Source organism: Collinsella sp. OM06-18AC (assembly GCF_003438785.1).
GTDB lineage: Bacteria > Actinomycetota > Coriobacteriia > Coriobacteriales > Coriobacteriaceae > Collinsella.
The window spans coordinates 237,621-253,467 of the sequence record NZ_QSTX01000001.1 but is presented as its reverse complement, the minus strand read 5'-3'; the positions used below and the strand labels follow the sequence as shown (position 1 = coordinate 253,467).

11 protein-coding genes are annotated in these 15,847 nt (G+C 59.5%); 1 reads left to right on the top strand and 10 read right to left on the bottom strand.

What is annotated here, in order from left to right; genetic code table 11:
• Positions 1 to 46 precede the first annotated feature (46 nt).
• Positions 47 to 1,717, bottom strand: coding sequence for an amidophosphoribosyltransferase (gene purF, locus DXB86_RS01125; RefSeq protein ID WP_117735850.1), 1,671 nt, complete (start codon positions 1,715 to 1,717; stop codon positions 47 to 49).
• A 287-nt stretch (positions 1,718 to 2,004) separates the two neighbouring features.
• Here purF and DXB86_RS01120 point away from each other — a divergent pair, with 287 nt between their 5' ends.
• Positions 2,005 to 3,234 (top strand): putative ABC transporter permease, encoded by a 1,230-nt coding sequence (locus DXB86_RS01120; RefSeq protein ID WP_117564037.1) that lies wholly within the window; start codon positions 2,005 to 2,007, stop codon positions 3,232 to 3,234.
• Positions 3,235 to 3,324: 90 nt separating this feature from the next.
• Here the strand turns inward: DXB86_RS01120 and DXB86_RS01115 are convergent, their stop codons facing one another.
• The 9 genes from DXB86_RS01115 to DXB86_RS01075 all read right to left on the bottom strand — a co-directional run bounded on the left by DXB86_RS01115 (position 3,325) and on the right by DXB86_RS01075 (position 15,768).
• Entirely contained in the window at positions 3,325 to 3,744 is a 420-nt protein-coding gene (locus DXB86_RS01115) for a molybdenum cofactor biosynthesis protein MoaE (protein ID WP_233504102.1), read from the bottom strand.
• Between the two features lie 64 nt (positions 3,745 to 3,808).
• Positions 3,809 to 4,813 carry a class B sortase gene (locus tag DXB86_RS01110; protein ID WP_117735849.1) on the bottom strand — a complete coding sequence of 335 codons (1,005 nt, stop codon included), beginning with the start codon at positions 4,811 to 4,813 and terminating at the stop codon, positions 3,809 to 3,811.
• Positions 4,814 to 4,849: 36 nt separating this feature from the next.
• Positions 4,850 to 5,314: a 5-(carboxyamino)imidazole ribonucleotide mutase gene (purE, locus tag DXB86_RS01105; protein ID WP_006235810.1), complete on the bottom strand. Its 465-nt coding sequence runs from the start codon at positions 5,312 to 5,314 to the stop codon at positions 4,850 to 4,852.
• Positions 5,315 to 5,531: 217 nt separating this feature from the next.
• Positions 5,532 to 11,912, bottom strand: a complete 6,381-nt coding sequence (locus DXB86_RS01100) for a discoidin domain-containing protein (RefSeq protein ID WP_158555248.1) — start codon at positions 11,910 to 11,912, stop codon at positions 5,532 to 5,534.
• A 544-nt stretch (positions 11,913 to 12,456) separates the two neighbouring features.
• The gene (locus DXB86_RS01095; RefSeq protein WP_158550938.1) at positions 12,457 to 12,897 is read right to left on the bottom strand and encodes a MarR family winged helix-turn-helix transcriptional regulator; all 441 of its coding nucleotides are present in this window, start codon (positions 12,895 to 12,897) and stop codon (positions 12,457 to 12,459) included.
• 103 nt (positions 12,898 to 13,000) lie between these two features.
• Positions 13,001 to 13,327 carry a DUF202 domain-containing protein gene (locus tag DXB86_RS01090; protein WP_117584044.1) on the bottom strand — a complete coding sequence of 109 codons (327 nt, stop codon included), beginning with the start codon at positions 13,325 to 13,327 and terminating at the stop codon, positions 13,001 to 13,003.
• A 195-nt stretch (positions 13,328 to 13,522) separates the two neighbouring features.
• Complete coding sequence (locus DXB86_RS01085; RefSeq protein ID WP_117735847.1) at positions 13,523 to 14,350, bottom strand: PTS system mannose/fructose/sorbose family transporter subunit IID; 828 nt, start codon at positions 14,348 to 14,350, stop codon at positions 13,523 to 13,525.
• Entirely contained in the window at positions 14,350 to 15,207 is an 858-nt protein-coding gene (locus DXB86_RS01080; RefSeq protein ID WP_089572605.1) for a PTS sugar transporter subunit IIC, read from the bottom strand. Before DXB86_RS01080 ends, DXB86_RS01085 begins: the two co-directional genes overlap by 1 nt.
• Positions 15,208 to 15,279: 72 nt before the next feature.
• The gene (locus tag DXB86_RS01075) at positions 15,280 to 15,768 is read right to left on the bottom strand and encodes a PTS sugar transporter subunit IIB (protein WP_089572604.1); all 489 of its coding nucleotides are present in this window, start codon (positions 15,766 to 15,768) and stop codon (positions 15,280 to 15,282) included.
• Positions 15,769 to 15,847: the final 79 nt, after the last annotated feature.

Sequence of the window (15,847 nt, the reverse complement as noted above, 5' to 3'; positions counted from 1 at the left end):
GGCAGATAAAACCTGCCAAAATAAACCTGTCCCTAAATGGCAGGTTTTAGGCCTCGCCGTGCTTCTCTTCCCAGGTGCGGTCGACATATTTCTCGACCACGGCGTCGTCGTCAAAGTACAGCGGCTTGTCCAGGTTGCGGGGCTTAAAGCCCTCCATGAACTTGTCACGGCCAAAGCTCTCGGGAATCGCCACGGGATAGCGGCCGGTAAAGCACGCGTCGCAGTAGCCGCCCTTGGGCATGACCTTCAGCAGGCCCTCGACCGAAAGGAAGGCCAGCGAATCGGCGCCGATATACTCGCAAATCTCGTCGACCGTCTTGTTGGCGCTGATAAGCTGCGACTGCACGTCGGTATCGATACCGTAGAAGCACGGCCAGATGACCTCGGGCGAGTTGATGCGGATATGAATCTCCTTGGCGCCGGCGTTGCGCAGCATCTTGACGAGCTGCACCATGGTGGTGCCGCGCACGATGGAGTCGTCGATGACGACCAGGCGCTTGCCCTCGATGTTGTCGCGCAGCGGGTTGAGTTTCATACGCACGCCCATGGCGCGCAACTCCTGCGTAGGCTCGATAAACGTACGGCCCACGTAGCGGTTCTTGATAAGGCCCTCGCCAAAGGGAATGCCGCTCTCGTGCGAATACCCCTCCGCAGGCGGCAGGCCGGAGTCGGGCACGCCGATGACCAGGTCGGCCTCGACAGGCTCCTCATGTGCCAGCTGACGACCCATGTCGTAACGGCAGGCATAGACGCTCTTGCCGTTCATGATGGAGTCGGGGCGGGCAAAGTAGACCTGCTCAAAGATGCAGTTGGCGGGCTCTTCGGCTGCAGGCACGCCCTGCTCGGATACCAGGCCCTCGGCGCTGATGCGCAAGATCTCGCCGGGACGGACGTCACGGACGTACTCGGCACCCACGATGTCGAGTGCGCAGGTCTCGGAAGCAACGACCCAGCCGCCGGCGCGCGTGACACGGACGGCGGAGTCGACCGTCGCGGCGCCGTCCTGCGACGGCAGCTGCGAAACGGCTGCGGCATCGGCCTGGTCCAGACCCTCGTCCACCAGCTTGCCCAGCACGAGCGGGCGAATGCCGTGTGGATCGCGAAATGCGTAGAGCGCCTGCTCGTTGATGAGCGTCATGGCGTAGCCGCCGCGCACGAGCTCCATGGTCTTGCGAATACCCTCGCGCAGGTGGCCCGTACGCTGGGTAAAGTAGCCGATAAGCTTGGTCGCGACCTCGGAATCCGAATTGGAGAGGAACGGCACGCCCAGCTCGATCAGCTGACGGCGCAGCTCGTCGGTGTTGACGAGGGTGCCGTTGTGCGCGAGCGCGATAATGACGCTATTGATGGTAGAGAGGTGCGGCTGAGAGGCTTCCCAGCTCTTGGCGCCGGCAGTGCCGTAGCGCACATGACCCACGGCCAGCTGGCCGGAGAGCGTCGACAGGTCGGCGTTGGAGAACACGCGGTCGAGCAGGCCCAGATCTTTGCGGACCATAACCGTGCCGCCGTCACCCACGGCGATTCCAGCCGATTCCTGGCCACGGTGCTGCAGCGCACGCAGGCCAAAGTACGTCAGTCGAGCCACGTCGCGATCGGGCGCCCATACGCCGAAAATGCCACATTCCTCATGCAGCTGGTCGGAGTCCGGATCATACGTCGACATGGTGTTCACCTGTCCCGCGGCACGCTCGGCCGCGCGGATGGTTTCTTGAGACATGGTATCCCCTCAGAGCCTCGTATTTTTGGCGTTACCCGCCTTATTATACGCACGGCGCGACGTGCTCCCCAGCGCATGAGCAGCGCTTTTTAAAAGCCCACCGAGCTAATAATCAGTTTTGTTGCCAAACATTTTATCGGTCTGTCCAGTGCAAGCGCCCGCGCCCCCCAGATGGCCGCCGCGTCCACCGTTGGGGATTACAAAGTTGCAATTGGGACGTTCGTCCTGTCTTTTGGCAGGTCGGCGGCGTATCCTTATAACCTACAACAAAGCGAGAAAGGTTCTGTATGGATCGAAACGAACTCGACCCCAGCGTCCCCAGCGCCACAGAGGTCAAGAAGATTCCCCTCATCATTAAGGTGTACGCCGTCCTGTGCATCCTTTCCGGCGTGGGCACGCTCCCGTCGGTCGCTGCCTTTATGTGGCAGGTCATCACGGCACTTGTTAACGGCAACGCCACCGAAAAGCTCGGCGACAACACGCTCGTCGCAGTCGGCCTTATCGTCGCCGGCATCATGCTCTCTGCGGCAAGTGCCGTCATCCTAATCATCTTTGGCCTGGACCTTATCAAAAACCAGCGCCGCAACGCCGCCCGCCTGTCCTACATCCTTATTGCATTCACCGTCGTCGAGCTTTTGGTCGACGTGATGCTCCAGGGCATCGGGCCCTTCCTGCTGCGTCCCGCGATCCAGCTCGGCATCCTTGTTGCACTTTCGGCAACCGTCGACCCCACGCTGCGTCAGGAGCGCGAACTGCAGCGCCGCCTGCAGGAGATGCTCGACCGCGACGCCGCCGCCGAGGGCATGCTCGGCCGCGATGAAACCGGCGAGGGCTACATCAAGCTCAACTACTTCAACCTGTTCTGGGTGTTCTTTGTCTGCTGCATACTCGGCCTGATCGCCGAGGACATCTGGCACATGACGGTCGACGACCCGGGCGTCTATCAGAACCGCGCCGGCATGCTGTTTGGCCCCTTCAGCCCCATCTACGGATTTGGCGCCGTGCTCATGACCATGGTGCTTAACCGCTTCTACAAAAAGAACCCCATCATCATTTTCCTGGTGAGCGCCCTGCTCGGCGCCAGCTTTGAGGTGTTCGTGGGCTGGTTTATGCAGACCGCGTTTGGCGTGGTCTCGTGGAGCTACTCGCACATAACGCTGTTCGGTTTGCCCGATCCGCTCGTGGTCCTCACGGGCGGACGCACCTGCACGGGCTTCGCCTGCCTGTGGGGCCTGGGCGGCCTCATCTGGATCAAGCTGCTGCTGCCGAGGCTGCTTAAGCTTATCAACAAGATCCCCTGGAAGAGCCGCTACTCGGCCACCGTCATCTTTACCGTTATCATGCTGGTCGACGGCGTCATGACGCTGCAGTCGCTCGACTACTGGTACCAGCGCGTTAACGGCACGGAGCCGGACATTCCCGTCGCACAGTTCTACGGAGAGCACTTCGATAACGAGTACATGGAAAACCGCTTCCAGAGCATGACCATGAGCCCCAAGGATGCGACGCGCGTGTAGCGCCCACCGCGCCCAAAACGCAAAATGCCCGCCGGTATCACACGTACCGGTGGGCATTTTTATAAACGATCCTTCTATCGACGCAAGCCTCTACGCCTCGCGCTCGACCTCACTCACGCATTCGTTCTTAATGGTGCCAACGAGCGCCTGCAGCGCATCGACCACGTGCGGGCGAATGTCCCCGCCGATGAGCACGAGCATGATGTCGTCACCTACGGCAAGCTCGCCGCTTGCCAGCCACACACGCACATAGCCGATACCCGGCATCGCACGCGTCGCCTCGATAGCAGCCTGCACCTTCTGAGCATCGAAGCCGAACACCATGCCGCCCACCTTATGCCCAGGCGCCACGCCATCGGTCTCGACTCCGCGCACCTCAGCCTTGGGCGTCGCGCGCACCACACCGTTATGCGTCAGATACATCCCACAGCCTGCCGCCGAAGCATCGGCCTTGGCCTCGCGCAGCCAAGCATCAATCGAAGGCATCAATTTGCCACTCTCGAGCATCATTTCTCCCTTACCGTCGTCGAGTAGCCAATTTGGGACGGGGCCTTTTTAGCTACTCTCGAACAACTTATTCCTCGACCGGCGTGAGCACCATGACGGCGCGTGTGTTGCTCAGCGACAGCGAACGACAGGTCACAAGCGTTACAACCTTAGTTGCCGAAGCGGCACGATCGGTGGCATCACTCGCCACGGCAGAAGCGCCGTCGAGCATCTCGGACAGGTAGTTCTTGAGCCCGTCGTCGCCCTCAAAATTGGGTGTGCGCGCCTTGGCATACGTATCCTCGACGACCTTGGTCGCCAGCGGTCGCAGCTTATACGTTGCATCGCGCGTGATGTAATACACGTACTCGATGCTATCGAATGTCGCTTGGTCGGTGGTGTCCGAAATCACGTTGAACATCGACCCGTCATTCATGTGGTGGCCGTAGATCGTGGTCTGCTGGTCAACCATTCCCGGCGCGGTGTCATCGCTATCCAGGAAAATGGCCCCGGACGCATTGGCCGTACCGTCGAACAGCGTGTTGAGGTATTTGGAGTTGTTGTTGGTCTGCACCACGGGATAGTTGATGTTGGTTCCCGGCACGTAAATCCAACCCACAATCTCGGGGTTTGTCTGAGCAAGCGCATCGAAGTCGATAATCGGCACGCCGCTGGCGTCCTTATCGCTTACATATTGCTTCTCGATTTTCTGGTACGAATCGCTCGCCTGCTTATAGCCAATCTGAGCATTGATAAAGATGGCGGCGGCGGCGACAATCAGACCGATGCCCACGATGATGAGCAGAATGGGGATGATGGAGCGGCGCTTCTTACGCGGCGGCTCGGTGTAGCTGGACGGAGCGCCGCTCGGTTGCCTCGTCGTCCGGGTCCGCTTCTTTGCCGTGCCATATGACGAGGGGCGATACGCAGCCGGCGTATCCTGACGGCGATGGGACGTCGGCGTTACGGGGCGCGGCGCACGAGCCTGTTGAGAAGAGGATGCCCGACCCTGCTGCATGGAGCGGGCCGATCCCGACTTGGATGGATCGGGGGTCTGAGAAGCCGAGAAACGTTTTCCCTGATAGTCGGACATGACTCTCCCTATGATTACAGCGGAATGGCAAGCCGCTTAGGCGTCGGCCATCTCCTGCTTCATTTTCTCGATAACTTTGCGGTACTCGGGGTCGCAAGCACCCAGAATCTGCGTGGCATAGATGGCGGCGTTCTTGGCGCCGTTGATGGCAACGCAGGCCACGGGCACGCCCGAAGGCATCTGCACCATCGACAGCAGCGAGTCCATACCACCCAGATCGCTCGTCTTCATAGGCACGCCGATGACCGGCAGCGGCGTAAAGGCCGCCACGACACCGCCCAGGTGAGCAGCCTTGCCGGCAGCAGCGATAATCACCTTGATGCCGCGGTCAGCAGCAGTCGAGGCCCACTCATGGACCTTCGCCGGCGTACGGTGCGCGCTTGCAATCACGAGCTCATAGGGCACGCCTAGCGCCTCGAGCTCGGCGGTGCAACCTTCCATAACGCCCAGATCGGACTTGGAGCCCATGATGATCCCGACAACCGGCTTCTGATCTGCCATAAACAAAGACCTCCTGTTGAGAGCGGTGACGCGGCGAATCCGCGACCCTTAACTGCAAATAATTCAAGTATAGCCGCCGATGCTGATGTGTTCGGCGGGAGACGGAACGCTTTGCGAGATTAAGGCCGAAGGGTCGGAGCTTTCCGCCTACATTCAAAAAGCGTGCCCACCGTCCTTGGGTGGGACGGCGGGCACGCTTGCTTAGCTGTTGCTGGGGCTACTTAGCCTTGCTGCGACGATGGAAGAAAGCGCCGATCGCGGCGATGATGGCGCCAAGACCACCGACGGTCGCGACGGTCGCCGCCGTCTGGTCTCCGGTATTGGGAATCGCCGAACCGTTCTTCTTGCTGCCCTGGGCCTTGTCGCCTGCGGGCTTGCCCGCCTGGTTGCCGCCGTTCGAGCCATTGCCGGAACCCTGGTTGCCCGAGCCGCCCTGATTGCCGGAATCGGCATCCTTGAGGCTCTCAATAGCCAGCTTGAGCTGGTCATAGGCCGCCTGGAGCTGGGTGTCGGGAGCATTCTCATCACCCAAGACGTCCTCGGCGTAGGTAATGGCATCCGTCAGGGCCTTGACAGACTCGGCCGTCTTGCCCCTGGTGTCAGTCTCCTTCGCCTGCTTGACCAGGGCCTTGAGCTGCTTCTTAGTCGGATTCTCGACCGGGGCCACCGGGGTCTTCTCGAGCGCGCCGCGGGCGCTCTTGAGCGCCCTGAGCGCCTGGTCGACCTCGTCCTGTGTGGCGTTCTCGTCGCTCAAGATGGCGCGGGCGCTCGCCAGGGCGTTCTCGAGCGCCGTCCAGGAGGCCTCGGTGTAGTCACCGGCCTTGAGGTCGCCGGCATCAACCTCGGCATCAACCTTTTCGATCGCGGTAGCGAGATCATCCTTCGACACCGGATCGGGAACGGCCGTACCGTAGAACTTGAGCTCCGCCACGCTGCAGTAGGCATCGACGTCGCCACCGCCGGCGTGAATCACCTTGACGGTCACGTAGCGACCGCGCGCGGCGCCAAAGCTCATCTGTTTCCAGTCGCCACGGTCGGTGAGTACGTGGCCGTCGTTGTCGAAGGCAAACGTACCCATCGACACGGCGGTGCCCGTCTCATAACCGTCGGCAGTGTCGGAGACCAGTATCTCGGCCTCGAAGATATCGCCGTTAGTGCCGCCGTCCTGGCGCGGCAGGAATGTAACGTCGGTGAGATCGTAGTCGCGGCCCAGGTCGACACTCAGATACTGGGGCATACCGGTCTCATAGGCCCAGTCGCTGTGCCATAGCGTCCGCTCGTCGCCGTCGAGAGCGTTGACAGCGTTGCTGCCCTCGTAGTTGGCCTCACTCGAGAAGCCGGCCACCGTGACGTTCTTGCGGTTCTCGGGCGTGTTGATAAGAATCTTCTCATCGACAGGGCGCATCTTGAGGCCGTCGATTGCCTTCTCGATCTTGGCTGTGGCGTCTGCGACATCCTTCTTGCTATAGCTGCCTTGGCCGCCGTCGAGGAGCTTCTGAGCCGCCTCGACCGCAGTGGCGAGAGCTGCATAGGAATCCTTAGTGTAGACGGACTCGCTGTAGCCCGCGGCCTTGGAAAGCGCTGCCACGAGCGCAGAGGTATCGACACCAGCCTTGACCTCGACCTCATAGGATGCGGTCTTGGAGGGGTCGAGTACCGACGCCACCGTGATCTTTGCCTTGCCGGCCTTGTTGGCACGCAGGTAGTAGCTCACGCTATTGCCAGCCTGAACAGCGGAGACGCTTACCACAGAGGGGTCGGAGCTCTTGACCGTCACATAGGGGTAGCCGGCGCTCTCAGGCGTGGCCTTGGCGTCGACGAGCGTAACGTCGCCTTCAAAGAACTCGGTCTGGTTCTTGCCTAGCTCGACACCCTCGATGGCCTCGACACCCTGCGTGTAGTTGAAGTTGACCTCACGCAGTGTGAGCATCTGTTCACCCGATGCCTCAAGCGGCGTGACCTCGACCTTGGTCGCCTTCTTGCCCTTGTTCTCGGCAGAGAGGCCAAAGGCGTAGCGAGCCCGGAAGGAATCGTACTCCCCGCCCGCGAACTCTTGGGTTGAGCCATCCTCGAACGTCACGACAGCCTTGATCTTCTGCACGGTTCCGTTGCCACCGTTGCGGTTAACGACCTCGACACTATCGAGTTTCGACGGCGTCTTAAATGCGAATGTCATCGTGGTGGGAAGCTTCACGTAACTCGGAAACTTACCCTCGCTGTCATAGTTGGGCTCCCAGTTCCATAGGAACTCAAAGCCGTTGTCGCCCTCGTTATTATCGAACAGCGCGTTATAGCTCTTCTGCTGGATAAGTTTCTCGACGTTGGTCCCGTCGTCGGTCGTGAGCTCATCGTTGGTCATCGTGATGTTGAAGGCATCCTGACCGTACTCGGCGACCGTTGGCTGAGGAACATCCGGCATCGTCACTGTGCCGTCGCTCGCAAACTCAAGTGCGTCGCATGCCGGACCGATGAGCCAAGATGTCGAGGGCAGTTCGACCTTGCCGGCGGTCTTGGCCTTGAGCTTGAAACTCGCCACCGCGCCGGTACCGTTGTAGAGCTTGCCATCGCCGCGGTTGGCAAAGGCGAGATTGATAGTCTGCGTTCTGTCCGCGAACTGGACCTTCTCGCGAGACAGGTTCTCCATGCCGGCAGTCGAGCCGTCCTGCGCGATGCTCTCGGACACAAACTCGAACTGGTCGCTCTTGAAGTTGACGAGAGCGCCCAGGGCGTTGACGTTCTTGGCGTCGGCCGCATAGACATCAACGGTGATCTCATCACCGGCCTCGACCTCGGTCTTGCTCGGAATCACCGCGAGCGAACCTGCGACCTTGCCCTTTTGTTTAGTGCCGCCGTCAAGACCCGCCATGGTGAACGAGTAATCGTAGACGTCGTAAACGCCGTTATCGTTGAGGTCGGCGAAGTGGTCGCGGATCTGCGAACCGAACGTCGGGGTATCGGGCTCGCGATTCTCGAGGCCCAGATAGTTCTTCATGTTGGAGTAGTCTCCGTCGGAGATCGTGGCCTTGTTGAGGTTGGAGCCCACGGCGAAGCCATCCGTGCCGTCGGTCTTGTAGATGGCAATCTCGGACGCGGAGAAGAAATTGCCGACCGAGGCGAGCGGTGTCATGCGCACGTAACGGGCGGCCACGGTGCCGTCAAACGCTACCGTCTTACAATCAGCGGAACGTGCCCAATCGACCTCCTGGCTCGTCCAGTGGACGCCATCGAGACTCGTCTCAACACGCATCTTGGTCACGGTGCCGTTGCCGGCGTCATCGCGCGGATAGTACTCGAGCTTATCGAGCTTGTAAGCGCGTCCATAGTCAACGGTAAGCGCCTTGCCCAGATCGTTGCCACCGGAGTGGAAACCGCCGTCGCCCGACTGGAACTCATGGTCGAAGGCGAGCTCGGCCTTATGGCTGCCGTAAAGTGAGCCCTCCCAGGTGATTTCCTCGGCGTCGGGGACGTTCCGCCACGGATCGAGTGCGGAGTTCGCCTCGAGCACATCGCTCCAGGCGGAGTAACCTTCGGCGTTGCGCGAACGAATCTGGTAGGTGTGCTTGCTATTGTAGGCGAGGTCGGTGTGCGTGAACTCGGCCGCATCACCCACGGCAAACACAGTGCCGTCGACCTTAAGGTCGTAGGAGGTAGCACCATCGACCTTTCCCCAGGTGAGCTTGATGCTCGTTGGGGTCGTGGCGTCCTCGGGGGCAGCAAGGTTCGTGGGTGCGGAGAGGTTCTCGTTGAGGCGATCGGCTGTGAGCGTGGCGTCGGCGTTCACGAAACCGCCCAGCTCAAGCGTCTGCGCCGCTGCAGCAACATCGGTCTTCGCGAACTTGACGTAGACCTTGGGGTTCGTGGTGATCTTGGTGTTGTTGAAGCTCTCGCCCTGCTCGGCCTCGGTGCCGTCCGCATCGCTGCCGTAGTGGTTGAGGTTGGGGGTCTCGCTGTAGAAGTAGACCGCCTGGCCGGCCTCGGGGGTCGCGGCGTCAAAGGTCTCCTGCGAGTCGACCTCAACCACGTTGAGTGCGGATCCGCCGTTCTTGGCGACAACGCTCGTGGGCTTGGCGGACACATTGGCCACGAAGGTCGTGGTGCGGTTGGAGTCGTAGCCGTTGTAGCCGCCCTGCGAGGCCTCGGCGGTAAAGGTCGCGGTGCCGCCTGCGGCCTTGGAGCTGTAGACGGTGCTCACATGCTCACCGTAGGAGATATTGTCGATCGTGCCGTAGGAATCGTCCTCAGTCGTGTTGTTCTCGATGGAGGAGCCGTCGTCCTCGTACTGCGTAAAGGTGCCGTCGCCCTCGGTGGCGAAGAACTCGACGATACGCTGGCTGCGGTCGGTACCCTTGGTGTTGGTGTCGCTCACGGCCTCGGGGTTGTTGTTCTCGGCGTACATCGGCACGATAGCGTTGGCCTTCACAAACAGCGGCAGCTTCCAAAGCGGAGCCTCGTAGTTGTTGAGAACCTGGCCGCCGCGATACTGCTTACCCGAGAAGTAATCGATCCAGATGGTGGGATTCTCGTCGGTGCCGTAGTTGGGGAGGTAAATCCCATTGCGAATGTCGTTGCCGTTCTCGTCTGCCTGGGTATCCTGATACACCGGTGCCACTAGGAAGTTCTCACCGAACATATACTGGTACTGCGTCGAAGTGCTTGCGGCGTACTCGGAGTTGTCGGAAAGCAGCATGGCGCGGATCATGGGCAGGCCGGCATCGCCGTTACCCGTGTCGATGTTGGCCGCCGAGGCCGCGCTCGTGTAGATATAGGGCATGAGCTGCGCCTTGAGCTTGAGGTAGAAGCGCGAGATGCCTGTGTAGGGATCGCCGTGCGTCATGGGCGATTTACGGTAGGTGCCCCAACCGTCCATGTCAAGCATAGAGGGCGTGAACGTCTTCCACTGGTAGTCACGCGCAGAGATGATGGGGTCGCCGCCAAAGATGCCATCCATGTCGGAGCCGATGTTGGGGTTGCCCGAAAGACTCTGACCGATATACGTGGGGATATGGAAGCGAATGTACTCCCAGTTACCGCCATACTGGTCGCCGGTCCAAATGCCACCAAAGCGCTGCGTGCCGGCCCAACCATCGAGCGTGATGATGTTGGGGCGCTTGTTAGCGCCGGTCGTCACCGTGTCATAAGCTGTCTTGATGCCATTAAGACCAAAGGAGTAGCCAGATCCAACCCAGGCAACGTCGGTCTTAAGGGTAGTGATGCCTCCCGTCTTGACCTCGGCGTCGAAGTCGCGAAGCAGATGCCACGGGGTCTCAGGGTTGCTGTCGGGCTCAAGGTTGGACTGGGTCCACAAGCCCGTGCTCACACCCTTGGAGTTGGCATACTCGGTGAACTTCTTAAGGTTGTCGACATTGGCACGCACAGCGTTAAGACGGTCGGCCGAGCTCGCTCCGTCGGAGTTGACGCCGCCGGTCTTGTAGTAACCGTTCTGGCCATAGCCGGCGCCGTAACCGTCGTTCGGCAGGAACCAGCCGAGCGGCATGTCGTTGTCCTCGTAGTCATCGATAACCTGCCGAGCAGAGAACTGGCGGTCGAAATCGGTCGCTTTCATGTTCTCGGTATCAACCGTAGGGCCCTCACCGTTGAGCGTCTCGGCCGCAAGTGTGCCGTCGAGCTTGTAGCCCGTCGACATGCCAGACTCGTACTTAACGTCGCCCTTCTCGCTCGAGGACTTGCTGCCCTTGGTCTCCCACTTCTTTTGACCCGTGGTCGTTGACCAGCCATCACGGTTGTAGGCATTAAGATGACCAAGGTAGAACCCGTACTCGGGCAGCAGTACCGGGTTACCGGTCACCTTATAGTAGTCCTGCAGCATCTCGGTTGCCACGTTCGAAGCGCCCTCGTTGGTCGCCACGAAGTAGTAGGCATCAAACTCATTCTCGCTGTGCAAAGTCGTGACCGTCGATGAGTCCGTGGAACCGAAGTCGTAGGAGCCCTCTGCAAACGTGTTTCGGAGTACGCCGTAGCCGTCACTCGTCCAATAAAACGGGTTGGGCGAGGCAACGCCGCCATCAGTCCAGTTGTTCGTGTTGGAGATGGCGATGGTCTGGTTGGTGTGCAGGAAGCGTCCGTTCTGGGTGCCGCCGCCAAAGAAGTTCTCGGACTTCTCCTTGGCGAGCGTCTGGACGGTACCCTTCTTATCAAGGTCGAGGGACGCGGACTCGGAAACCACGACACGGTCGCCTGACTTGATACTCATCTTGCCAGTCGCCTTGTCCAGGATCACGGTCGCCTTTCCGCCGGTGATCTCGATAGTGTCGCCCTTGTCGGCAACCGTCGCACTCGGCTTGCTGTAGGTGTCCGAGGTATCGGGCTGAGCCTGGATTTTAGCCGTGTGGGACTTACTGCGCGGTGTGGCGTAATCGGAAAACTCACCCTTGGGGTCAACGTTATAACGGAAAATACCGTCCTCGAGGAACGTAATACGGCCCTTGATGCCATCAGCGAAATCGATGTCGACGACATTCGAGGCAGACTGGGACACGGTCGCTGAGTCGACGCCCTTGAGTGGCGTGGCAATCGCCTGCTGGGGATTGGCAAACACGAGCGTCGCTGCAGTGGCAACGAGAACCGCGCTTCCCTTCACCCACCGTTTCGTAAAAATGGAATTCCTGCGCACCTGGTCTCCTTTCTTCCGAGATGCTGAGGTGCCGAGGACGCCCCCCCGGCAGCATGGGAAAACGTATCAAACGGGGATGTTCGGTACATTCCGCACAATGGGGCCACCCGTTACCAAGGGGCCAACTGGTAGTAACCAGATAGCCACCTACTAGGTCATATCAATATATGGGAGCACTTGCGCAACCAAGTTCGGAAGTCCACCAGCGGCAGTAAAATGAGCGTCAACGGCAAGGTGGGCTTAATAAGCCATACCAATTGGTTCTTCAGTCAAATACCAATCTAGCAAAAATGTACTGTTTATCTGGTATTACACAGACCATACCTTTCCCTCGGGAACTGGGCTTCGCGAAGTTTCCCGAGAGAAAAGCTCGACCGCCGCCCTGCGACCTACCGGAGATTGCTATGCCGTACGTTGGCTGATTTGGTTTGGAATGAGATGCTGACGGTAGTCAATGGGCACAACTGTCCCGGGTGCATTTCAAGATGCACCTAAATGTCTGTCTTTATCCTTATAGATTGTCCAGGTAGTCGTCGGCATCATAGGTAAGGCTGTAGGCTTTATTCAGGATGCGCACGAGCTCCTGAGCATCGTGTTCGCCGAGCGCTGAGAGCTGCTTCGAGAGCGATGCCACACTCTCGGCATTTTTTTTCGCCGCGAAATCACGGCCTTCCTCGGTAATGCTCACCAGCACACGCCGACGATCGTTTGGATCGGTCCTGCGCTGAACGTAACCCTTGCTCTCGAGTGAATCCAAGATATGCGACATGCGCGCACGGGAGAATTTCAGCTTCTTGGCAATCTCGGAGGGAATAACATCACCGTCAATACCCGATAGATACTGTAAAACCGGTGCCTCGCCCACACTGGCGCCGCCGGCAGCACTCAAGGATCCCTTGGCAAGGGAACGTGAGTACACAATCAGTTTTCGAGCGACGTCATCGTAATCCACTGGGGATATTGTCCTTTGCAACTCTAGAAGGGCCATAAACCGTCATTTGCCGTACATTAGTTAACATTCGCAACAATTATTTATGATACCCCAACGCGGAAGTCTATTGCTCGTCCTTCTTGCGTCGCATAAGCTCCTCAACGTCGATACCCGCGGCCTCGAGCATACGCTCAACATTCTTTTTGGCGTTGGTCGTGCCAACCTTAAGCACAATCGAAAGCGGAGTGCCCACCACCAAGCATACGATGCCCGCGGGGACGCCCCAGCCGGGGCCGCCCTGCATACCCCACATCCCCACCAAAAAGCCAATAGCCACGAGCGAATAGCCCAGGCGCAGCCAAACGTTGAGCCGCTGAATAGCATCGGTCTGCATCTTTGCCTCGCGGATCAAGTCGTCGCGCGAAAGGTCGTGTCCGTGTTTCTCGTGCATATGGTCCTCCTCGTGCAAAGTGTGCATCATGCGCAAGTGCATCGTTTATCGAATACGTCATCTTTCAAGAGCAATATAGCGGGTGTCGTGTAGGCGATGGAGGTCGCTGGCCATATTGCCCTTGAAGGGCGGCGTAAAATCAGAAGGCCGTGCGGTTGAGGCCGCACGGCCTTGCAGGGGGTCAAAGGATGATGACTAGTAGCTCAGCGCCGGATCGAAGAAGCCAACGAGAACGCCCACAAATGCGATCACAACGAGGATCAGCATCATGACGATGGGGTTGACCTTCTTCTTGGTCATCATGTACCAGCAGAAGATGATGAAGATCATGGGCAGCAGGTGCGGATAGATTCCGTCGAGCGTGTCCTGGAACTTGCCGCCACCGGGCAGCACCAGGTTGGGGCTGCAGGTGATGGAGACCCAGGTAGCACCGACTGCACCGATGACCATGGTACCGACCATCACGATGGAATCGCGAAGAGCCTTTGCCTTGGGGCCGACCAGTGCCTCGACCGCCTTGCCGCCGAGCTCATAGCCCTGGTTGTAGGCAAAGCGCATGCCAAGGAACATGAGCAGGTTCCACACGACAATATAGAAGATGGCACCGAGCGGAGAGCCGCCGGTCGAGAGACCGAGGGCGATACCGAGCAGGATCGGGATCAGGGTACCGACGATCAGCGAGTCGCCAAGGCCGGCGAGCGGGCCCATGAGGCCGGCGCGGATGCCGTTGATGGCGTCGTCGTCGATGGCCTCGCCGTTTGCGCGAGCCTCCTCGAGGCCGGCGGTGACGCCGACAATCATGGTGCCGATCTGCGGCTCGGTGTTGAAGAACGCGGAGTAGGTCTGGAGGGCCTGCTTCTGCTCCTCGGGCGTGTCGTAGAGCTCCTCGACGATCGGAAGCATGGCGCACAGGTAACCGAAGGTCTGCATGTGCTCCTGCGAGAAGCAAGTCAGGTTGCCATAGGACCAGTTGCGGAACGACTTGGCAAGCGTTTTCTTAGAGAGTTTCTTCTTCTCTGCCATTAGATGTCCTCCTCTTCCTCATCATCGGAGCCCGAGGCGATAGCTGCCTTGGGAGCGTTTGCGAGGTCGATCTTGAGCGAAGCGATCTCATAGTTGATCAGGGCGAAGAAGCAGCCGATGCCGGCGGCGGCAATCAGGTTGCATCCCATGACAGCGGACAGGGTGAAGCCGAAGAAGAACGTGAGGAAGTCCGTCGGCTTGGAGATGACCTGCTTGAGCAGGATGGCGATACCGACGGTAGGCAGCAGCGAGCCGACGGTGAACAGCGTCTTCATCGCGATGCCGTCCATGGGCATGTAGGTCTTCATGAGGTCGACCATGGCGGTGCCGCCCATGGTGATGATGAACGTCGGGAGGAATGAGCAGACGATGTGACCAATCCAAGGCAGAACGTTGTTGACCAGGTAGAGCTTGTGGAGATCGCCCTTCTCGAGCCACTTCCACCCCATGCCCTGCCACACCAGGTTGATGGTGGCGGTGCCATAGAAGAGCACAGTGCCGAGCGTGCCGACGGCGGCACCGAGGGATGCGGCCATGCCGGCAGCCTCAGCGGAGGCGGGATCGATGCCCGAGTTCTTGATGGCGAGGATCGCCAGCGGGATACCGATATAGGACACGGCGCGGACGTCGGCGGAGACGGTTCCGCCAGGGGTCACGAGAGCGATGTAGACAACCTGGATGGCAGCACCGACGAGGATGCCCGTCTGCATATCGCCCATGATGATGCCGACGATGAGGCCGGCGACCAGAGGACGACCCAGAGTGTAGTTGCCGATCGTCGTGCCACCCATGCCAGGCAGTGATGCCAGGCAGGCGAACAGGCCGAACAGCGCGGCTTGGAATGCATTGATTGCCATGCTTTCCCCTTTCTTTATTCCTCAGCCCCTTTCCCCCAGGGCTGTAGGTACCAAAATGCGGCTGGCGCCTAACTAGAAGCCAAACTGACCGCGGAACTTTGGCCACTCACCAATGGATTTCTCCTTGATAAGGGCGAACTCGACCGTGTAGCCGGCGTTGGTGAGATCCTCGAGCGCCTGGGCCTCTTCCTGCGTGATCGACTGGTTGTTGCCGAGCTTGGTGGTGCCGGGACGATCGTTGCAGGGACCGACGATGATGCGGTCCATGCCGGGCTTAAAGCCAAAATCGACGAGAAGTTCCTTCATGTCGAGCGGGTTCTTGGTGATCAGGAAGTACTTGGTGTCGGACTTGAGAACCTTCTCGGAGACCTCCTTGAAGTGCTCCTTGGTCCACACGAACGTCTTCTTGCCCGAGGCACTCTTGTAGGCCTCCTTGAGCACGGGGTTGGACGCTGCAGCGTCGTTGACGGCGATAAGACCGTCGCAGGGATACTCGAGGGCCCAACGGGTAACGGTCTGCCCATGGATCATACGGTCGTCAATACGGATGAACGAAATCATGCGTTCTCCCTTTCTTTATCACCGGGGGTCTTTCCTCTTAACCCCCGCTCCATCACGAAAATTTGGGCGGATGCGCTGC